Genomic DNA, 7,292 nt, shown 5'->3' on the forward strand with positions numbered 1-7,292 from the left:
ACAGAAAACAGCCATGAACTACAACGACGCCTGGGCTTTCCTGGACCAGCTGCAGTTTTTCAAGATAAAGCTGGGCCTGGAAGCGATGCACAATTTCCTGGACCGGCTGGACAACCCGCAGCAGGAACTTGCCTGCATCCACATCGGTGGCACCAACGGCAAGGGCTCGGTGGGAGCCACCCTGGCCGCCATCCTCACCCGGGCCGGATACAAGACAGGATTCTATACATCACCCCACTTAAGCTGCGTACGGGAACGATTCCGTATCGACGACCGGTGCATAAGCGAGCAGGAATTTGCCCGCCAGGCCACCCGGATCCGGGATGCCCTCGGCGGCAACCAGATCACCTATTTTGAGTTTACCACCGCCCTGGCCCTGGGCTGGTTCGCTGAGAGGAAAGTGGACCTGGCCATCCTTGAGGTGGGCATGGGCGGCCGGCTCGATGCCACCAACGTGATCACGCCGCTGATCTCGGTAATCACCAATGTCTCCATGGATCATGAACAGTACCTGGGCACCACCCTGACCCAGGTGGCTCGGGAAAAGGCCGGCATCATCAAGCAGGGAATTCCAGTGGTCTGTGGAGTCGCAGACAGGGAGCCCCTGGCGGTGATGGAGGATACCTGCAACGCCAGGTCAGCCCCCCTGTACCTGGCCGGACGTGATTTCCAGGGGGTCCTGACCAGCCGCCGGGACCGCAGTTGGCAATACCACGGCCTGGATCTCCACCGGCTCGACAACCTGCCCCTGGCCATGAAAGGCGGCTACCAGGTCGGTAACGCGGCCATGGCCCTGGCGGCTATCCAGCTGCTTGGGAAAAACGGATTCGACGTCCGGGAAAAACATATCCGCGCAGGTCTGGCCGCCACCCGCTGGCCCGGACGGCTGGAGGAATTCTGGCGCGACCGGGACGGCAAAATATTCTTAACGGCCCCAGACGACGGGAGCGGTCACCATTTCCTTCTCGACGGGGCCCACAATCCGGCCGGTGTCGCAGCGCTGCGCCAGGCACTGAACGAGGATTTCACCCACCGTGACCTCATTCTTGTCTGGGGTGCCATGGCGGACAAGGATCTTGGCCGGACCCTGGAAGTCATTGCCCCGCTGGCCCGGAACATCATCTTCACGCGGCCGGAAAGCGAACGCTCGGCCACCGCCAGCCAGCTCCTCGATGCCCTGCCCCCGGAGCTGCGCTATAAAACACGGGCAGCCGATTCGGTTGCAGAGAGCCTGGATCTGGCCATGGAACTGGCAGATCCGGCAGATCTGATCTGTATTGGTGGCTCCCTCTACCTGGTCGGTGGTGCCCGGAGGATTCTCCTTGGTGAGTTATGCCCATAAGAAGCTGCGGATGCTCTGTAACTGCTGTTCAGAACGAAAGGCCGCATGGGACAGGGAAAAATCTTCAACAGGACAGACAGGACAAAAAATGGATTTCTATGGACTTGACGGCATTGACGAGACCGTTATCCGGGCAGAGCGGAACAAAGCACGCAGCCTGCGCAAGACCAGATGGTGGCAGCAGAAGACCAGTTCTGGAACCTGTTATTACTGCCGCCGCAAGGTGGGGTTCAGGAACCTGACCATGGATCATATAATCCCCCTGTCCCGCGGTGGTCGTTCCACCAGGGACAACCTTGTTCCCTGCTGCAAAGAGTGCAATATCCGCAAAAAAAACTCCCTGCCGGTGGAATGGGACGAATACATGGAGTCTTTGGAAGAATCACAAACAACTCTTGAAAAAAAACAGACGACCAAGTAAGGTAGGCCCCGTCTCGACAGACGGTCACAAACCTAAAGGGCGGGTAGCTCAGCTGGATAGAGTGCTGGCCTCCGAAGCCAGAGGTCGCGGGTTCGAATCCCGCCTCGCCCACCATAAAAAACAAAAGGGATCCGGACAGATGTTCGGATCCCTTTTTTTATTTCCTGATCGAAAACCGTCCAAAAGATGAATATTGGCCGTTGGCCAGACCTGGCGGTATTCAGAAAAAAGAAAGAAGATAAAAGAAAGAAGAAAGAAGAAAAAACAGGGGAAAAGGCAAAAATTATGGCTGGGGGACAGGGATTCGAACCCCGATAAGCAGAGTCAGAGTCTGCCGTCTTACCCTTAGACCATCCCCCAGCTCACCGGGAAGGTGGTCAAGAAAATAGAGTTATTGGCCCCTGATGTCAAGGAAAATTCACCGGTCCGCCACCCTTTACCGGGAAAATCAGCGGATCACAAGCCCTGCATAGCCCACGACCTGGGAGGTATCGCCGCTGGCCTCTCCGGAATCGGTATACCGGACCAGCTCGGCCCGGCTTGCCCCCAGTTCGATGGCGGTGAGCAGGACAATGGTGGTGGGAATGACCCCGCACATGGAGATCCGGTTGGCGAGCACGGTCTCGTAGAGCCCTGCGGGATCCAGGGCCAGGATCCGTTCCAGGGCCGTGCTGTCCTTGCGGCTCGCACTCTCCCGCGGCTCATAGTGGGTCATGTCGGTACTGGCCACAAGCAGGACCGGCTGACCGAAATCCCGGATAGCCAGGGCCAGGTCTCGGGCCGCCTGCTCGCAGACAGCGAAGGAAACATGGGAGACACAGATGGGCACGATCCTCAGATCATCCCGGAAATACTGCAGGAACGGAACCTGTACTTCCAGGGAATGCTCGTAACGGTGGGCGATATCATCATCGACAATCACCTCGGAGCGGCGGAGAATGGAAACCGCAAGCCGACGCTCGATGGCCACCCGACCCAGCGGCATGCTCCAGTCCGTGACCCCGAGGGCCAGCGGTTCGCCCCGGCCGTGGTGATTAGGGCCCAGGATGACGGCGGTCCGGGGTATGTTCACCCGGGCAAAGGTCGCGCCGGCCACACCACCGGAGTACACATAGCCGGCATGGGGTGAAATCACGGCCAGGGCATCGATTTTTTCCTTGACCGGTGGAATCAGCTGACCCAGAGTTTGGCCGAGCGATACCGGATCACCCGGATAAAACTGACCGGCCACAGCAGGCATCCGTGTCATACAACACCTCCCTTTTCCCTTGTAAACCCGTCTTTTTCAGGACCTCCGAGTTCAATTCAAAAATCAATTCAAAAATTAACCACCCACAGGGCCTGTGTCGAGGTTTAAAGAGAGAAAGACGGAAAATCATAAGGTTACATCCCAGGTGGTGCCATCCTGGCCGTCCTGCAGTTCGATACCATAGCCGAGTAATTTATCCCGGATGGCGTCACTGGTGGCCCAGTCACGGTTTTCACGGGCCTCGGTCCGCCGGGCAATGAGTTCTTCTATCTCCTCGACCGAGATGTCCAGCCTGTCCAGCAGGGCCTGTTTCCTGGCCGCCACGCAGGCCTCCGGATCCTGCCCCAGCAACCCCAGTATCCCACCCAGTTCACGCAGATCCGCTGCTGCCTGGCGCAGGGTCGCAACATCGTCCACAGCCGGGCTGGCCGGCAGAGCGCGGGTAATTTTGTTGAGCGTCTTTACTGCGTCAAAAAGCAGTCCCACAGCCTGGGCTGTATTGAAATCATTATCCATGGCATATTCAAACCGCTGCCGCAAGGAGATCAGTTTCTGCCGGTCCTTTTTGCCTGTGACAGTTGGGGCCGCTGCACTGCCATCAGGTAGCGCCATTATCCGGGCCAGACATTCGTACATCCGTCCCAGGCCCGACTCGGCATCCCGCATGGCAGCCTCGGTGAAGTCCAGGGGATTGCGGTACTGGGTCGAAAAGATGAAGAGCCGCAGGACCTCGGGCGCATAGGCCGCAAGTACATCGCGGATGGTAAGGAAGTTGCCAAGGGACTTGGACATCTTCTCGTCCTTGATGGTCACAAAACCATGATGCATCCAGAGCCTGGCAAAAGGCTTGCCGGTGGCGCCCATGGACTGGGCTATCTCGTTCTCGTGATGGGGAAAGATGAGATCTTTGCCGCCGCCGTGGATATCAAAGGTCTCGCCCAGGTACTTGCGGCTCATGGCCGAGCACTCGATATGCCAGCCCGGACGCCCCTCACCCCAGGGACTGGCCCATTTCGGCTCACCGGGTTTACTTGCCTTCCAGAGGGCAAAATCCATGGGGTGTTCCTTCTGGTCATTGACCTCGATCCTGGCCCCGGCCTGCATATCCTCCAGGCTGCGGCCCGAGAGCTGTCCATAGTTCTGAAACCGCCCGACCCGGAAATAGACATCACCGCCAGAGGCATAGGCCAGGCCGTGCTCGATGAGCTCCTCGATCAGCGCGATCATTTCCGGGATATGCTCGGTGGCCCGCGGCTCGATATCCGGACGGAGCACACCGAGCCGGTCCATGTCCGTGTAAAATTCATCGATAAAGCGCTGGGCCAATTCTCTGGAATCCACCCCCTGCTCAGCGGCCCGATGGATGATCTTGTCATCGATGTCGGTAAAATTGCGGACAAAGGTAACACGGTAGCCCCGGTAGCGAAGATAGCGCACCACCATATCGAAGACCAGGGCCGAGCGGGCGTGTCCGATATGGCAGTAATCATAGGAAGTGATGCCGCAGACATAGAGTTTGACATGGCCCTCTTCCAGGGGGCGGAGTTCTTCTTTTTTCCGGGTCAGTGTATTGTATATTCTAACAGGCATGATGGGGAGTAACGGGTTATGAGTTCAGTGTCCGGAGCGGAGCAGTTTCTGCTCAGCTTTTCACCAGTGGAGTATATATACCAGTAGTAGGCCGTAAACGAAAGGTTCATTGCGCCCTGGCAGTGAGCGGCAGGGCAAAACGCAGAAGCAACAGGCCCGGCACCGCGACCAGAGCACAAAAGAGAAAATATGCACCCCAGCCCATGGCATCGGCCATGAAACCGGTGGGGGCCGAGGCCAGCACCCGGGGGATCCCCATGAGCGAGGACAGCAGGGCATACTGGGTGGCAGTGAATTTCTTGTTTGTCAACGAGGCCATGTAGGCCACATAGGCCGCCGTGCCCATGCCGCCGGTGAGATTTTCAAAGCCGATCACCGCCGCCAGCCCGGCCAGGCTGGGACCGATAAAGGCCAGGAGGGAAAAACCGGCCGTGGAGATTGCCTGGAGAATGCCGAAAATCCACAGCGAGCGGACAATACCCAGCCGCAGCAGAATTACCCCTCCAACCAGGCCGCCGATGATGGTGGCCCAGAACCCGAACAGCTTGGCCACCGCGCCGATCTCGGTCTTGGTGAACCCCACATCGAGGTAAAAGGGCGTGGTCATGGTCGAGGCCATCTGGTCGCCGATCTTGTAGAGGAGAATGAAGAGCAGGATGAGCAGGGCCCCGTCACGCTGAAAATACTCGACAAAAGGCTGGACCACCGCTTCCCGGAAGGTGGTCGGCGTGCCCTCGGCCACCTCGGGTTCCCGGCAGAGCAGCGTGGTCAGCACCCCGGGCAGAAGGCACAAGGCCATGAAAAGATAGACCTGGTGAAAGGAGAAATGATCGGCCAGGATCAATCCCCCGCTGCCGGCCACCAGCATCCCGACCCGGTAGCCGTTCACGTACAGGGAAGAGCCGAGCCCCAGCTCATTATCGGCCAGGTCTTCCCGGCGAAAGGCATCGACCACAATATCCTGGGAGGCGGAAAAAAAAGTGACCAGGAGCGCTGCCAGGGCCACAAGCCAGGGATTCTCGGCAGGACGGGTCATCCCAACCCCGACAATGGCCACCATCAGCAGAACCTGAAAGAGCAGCAGCCAGCCCCGACGACGGCCAAAGAGCGGCAGGGTGAACCGGTCCAGAACCGGCGACCAGAGAAACTTCAGGGTGTAGGGCAGCCCGACCAGGGAAAAAAGGCCGATAACCGACAGGTCAACCCCCTCCTCACGCATCCAGGCCTGGAGCACCGACAGGGTCAGCAGCAGCGGCACCCCGCAGGAAAACCCCATGAGCAGCGAAACCAACATGCGGGGTGAGAAGATGAGGCGAAACATGGAATTCATAACTCACGAAGGACGCGAAGAAAAAAAGGACCTGACACTCCTGGCATCCTTTTGTGGGGATACTCTCTGCGGTTATCTGATACTGTTCAACACAAGTTGCAGGGCAGATTGCTCTGTCCGGGCCCAAAAGGCAATAAAAAAACCGCCGGGCATCTCTGCCAGCGGCGGTTTTTCTGAGCGTGACGGCCTGAAGGCCATCAAACAGAATTTATCAGCTGTTTTTCCGCTTCCTGCGAACTACTCCGGCCAACCCGGCCAGACCGGTACCAAAGAGCAGCATGGTGGCCGGCTCGGGGACAGGGGCAGTAGAACCTGAAGAACTGTGTATGGCTGCAAAAACAGTTTCTCCATGATGAGTAGTATAGACACCATAGTCTAATGTGTACGCCAATCCCCAGGCCTGTCCTTCATCCCAGACCCAACCTCCTGACACTCCTTCAGACGCACTATCATACATGTCTTCGTCAAGAAGCGTATAATCAAACGTTATCTGGATGGGATCGTTTGCTGAGGTGGCCAGAACCCCTGCCATATTTATCTCAAATACGTTGCCACTGGTTCCTGTATAGACACTCGTTGTCCAGTCGTCAGGATTTAATACCGTAAAATCAGAAGCCTCTATACCTGTAAAAATGTCATCATCAAGTTCGATTGTCACTCTGTTAACTTCTGGCCAGGTTTCATCGATGTAAAATTCGAACAGTGCCGTTCCTGTCAAATAAGCACTATCCCAGGAATCATTATAATTGGGATCAACATAGCCGGTAGAACTGAAGGAGGTCGCCAGTGCGCTCCCGGCTACCAGACCTACCCCGGCGATGGCGAGCACCGCGCTTGTCAGAAACATTTTTTTCATCAGGATTTCCCTCCTTTTTAAAAATTTACTATAGACAATCCAGCTTTCAGACAACGTGGTTACTCTATCTTTTTGCACATGGCATGCCACATTCAAATCATAAAGAAGCTCTTCCTGAACCACGCCCCACCACTACTCCCTCAACCAACTGATAAAACAAAATTTACCATGAGTTTCATCCGTCTCGAGCCGGACAAAAATCTATATGGGAAGAGGACAGATCAGAACCAGGAAGGATGTGGAGAGAAAAAAGCGGCTGACCTGGACCGCCCCTCCCATTTTTTCGGAAAAACCAGACGGAAGAGAACGAATCAGACGGAAATCACGGAAAAGATAAACGGATATAACGATATATCAACAAGATACGCAGTGTACGAATTTCCGGAAAAACGGAATCAGGAAGAAGAAACCCCGAGACGTTTTTCCAGCATGGAGGCCAGGCGGACGTCTTCAAAGGCGAGCCCGGCGTGATACAGGGGGGCCTGCTCCAGAGAGCGGCACCAG

6 protein-coding genes and 2 tRNA genes are annotated in these 7,292 nt (G+C 56.7%); 3 read left to right on the forward strand and 5 right to left on the reverse strand.

Features of this window, described 5'->3' with window-relative positions:
• Positions 1–13 precede the first annotated feature (13 nt).
• The 3 genes from ACXJJY_RS05785 (at position 14) to ACXJJY_RS05795 (ending at position 1,877) form a co-directional block, all read left to right on the forward strand.
• A complete protein-coding gene (locus ACXJJY_RS05785) occupies positions 14–1,342 on the forward strand; it encodes a bifunctional folylpolyglutamate synthase/dihydrofolate synthase (protein ID WP_456385922.1) in 1,329 nt (442 codons plus the stop codon).
• 88 nt (positions 1,343–1,430) lie between these two features.
• Entirely contained in the window at positions 1,431–1,763 is a 333-nt protein-coding gene (locus tag ACXJJY_RS05790; protein ID WP_456385923.1) for an HNH endonuclease, read from the forward strand.
• A 37-nt stretch (positions 1,764–1,800) separates the two neighbouring features.
• A tRNA-Arg gene (locus ACXJJY_RS05795) sits at positions 1,801–1,877 on the forward strand.
• A 172-nt stretch (positions 1,878–2,049) separates the two neighbouring features.
• Here the strand turns inward: ACXJJY_RS05795 and ACXJJY_RS05800 are convergent.
• From ACXJJY_RS05800 to ACXJJY_RS05820, 5 genes are all read right to left on the reverse strand, one after another.
• Positions 2,050–2,123: transfer RNA gene (locus tag ACXJJY_RS05800), tRNA-Gln, on the reverse strand.
• Between the two features lie 88 nt (positions 2,124–2,211).
• The gene (gene amrB / locus ACXJJY_RS05805) at positions 2,212–3,012 is read right to left on the reverse strand and encodes an AmmeMemoRadiSam system protein B (RefSeq protein ID WP_456385924.1); all 801 of its coding nucleotides are present in this window, start codon (positions 3,010–3,012) and stop codon (positions 2,212–2,214) included.
• Positions 3,013–3,138: 126 nt separating this feature from the next.
• Positions 3,139–4,602 (reverse strand): cysteine--tRNA ligase, encoded by a 1,464-nt coding sequence (gene cysS, locus ACXJJY_RS05810; protein WP_456385925.1) that lies wholly within the window; start codon positions 4,600–4,602, stop codon positions 3,139–3,141.
• Positions 4,603–4,708: 106 nt separating this feature from the next.
• The gene (locus tag ACXJJY_RS05815) at positions 4,709–5,932 is read right to left on the reverse strand and encodes an AmpG family muropeptide MFS transporter (RefSeq protein WP_456385926.1); all 1,224 of its coding nucleotides are present in this window, start codon (positions 5,930–5,932) and stop codon (positions 4,709–4,711) included.
• Between the two features lie 211 nt (positions 5,933–6,143).
• Positions 6,144–6,911 (reverse strand): PEP-CTERM sorting domain-containing protein, encoded by a 768-nt coding sequence (locus ACXJJY_RS05820; RefSeq protein ID WP_456385927.1) that lies wholly within the window; start codon positions 6,909–6,911, stop codon positions 6,144–6,146.
• Positions 6,912–7,292 lie beyond the last annotated feature (381 nt).

The sequence above is a fragment of the Desulfolithobacter sp. genome (genome assembly GCF_054025815.1).

Excerpts from the sequence above, each read along its gene's own strand:
- ACXJJY_RS05785 (WP_456385922.1), top strand. The coding sequence starts at position 14 with ATGAACTACAACGACGCCTGGGCTTTCCTGGACCAGCTGCAGTTTTTC.
- ACXJJY_RS05790 (WP_456385923.1), top strand. The coding sequence starts at position 1,431 with ATGGATTTCTATGGACTTGACGGCATTGACGAGACCGTTATCCGGGCA.
- amrB (WP_456385924.1), bottom strand. The coding sequence starts at position 3,012 with ATGACACGGATGCCTGCTGTGGCCGGTCAGTTTTATCCGGGTGATCCG.
- cysS (WP_456385925.1), bottom strand. The coding sequence starts at position 4,602 with ATGCCTGTTAGAATATACAATACACTGACCCGGAAAAAAGAAGAACTC.
- ACXJJY_RS05815 (WP_456385926.1), bottom strand. The coding sequence starts at position 5,932 with ATGAATTCCATGTTTCGCCTCATCTTCTCACCCCGCATGTTGGTTTCG.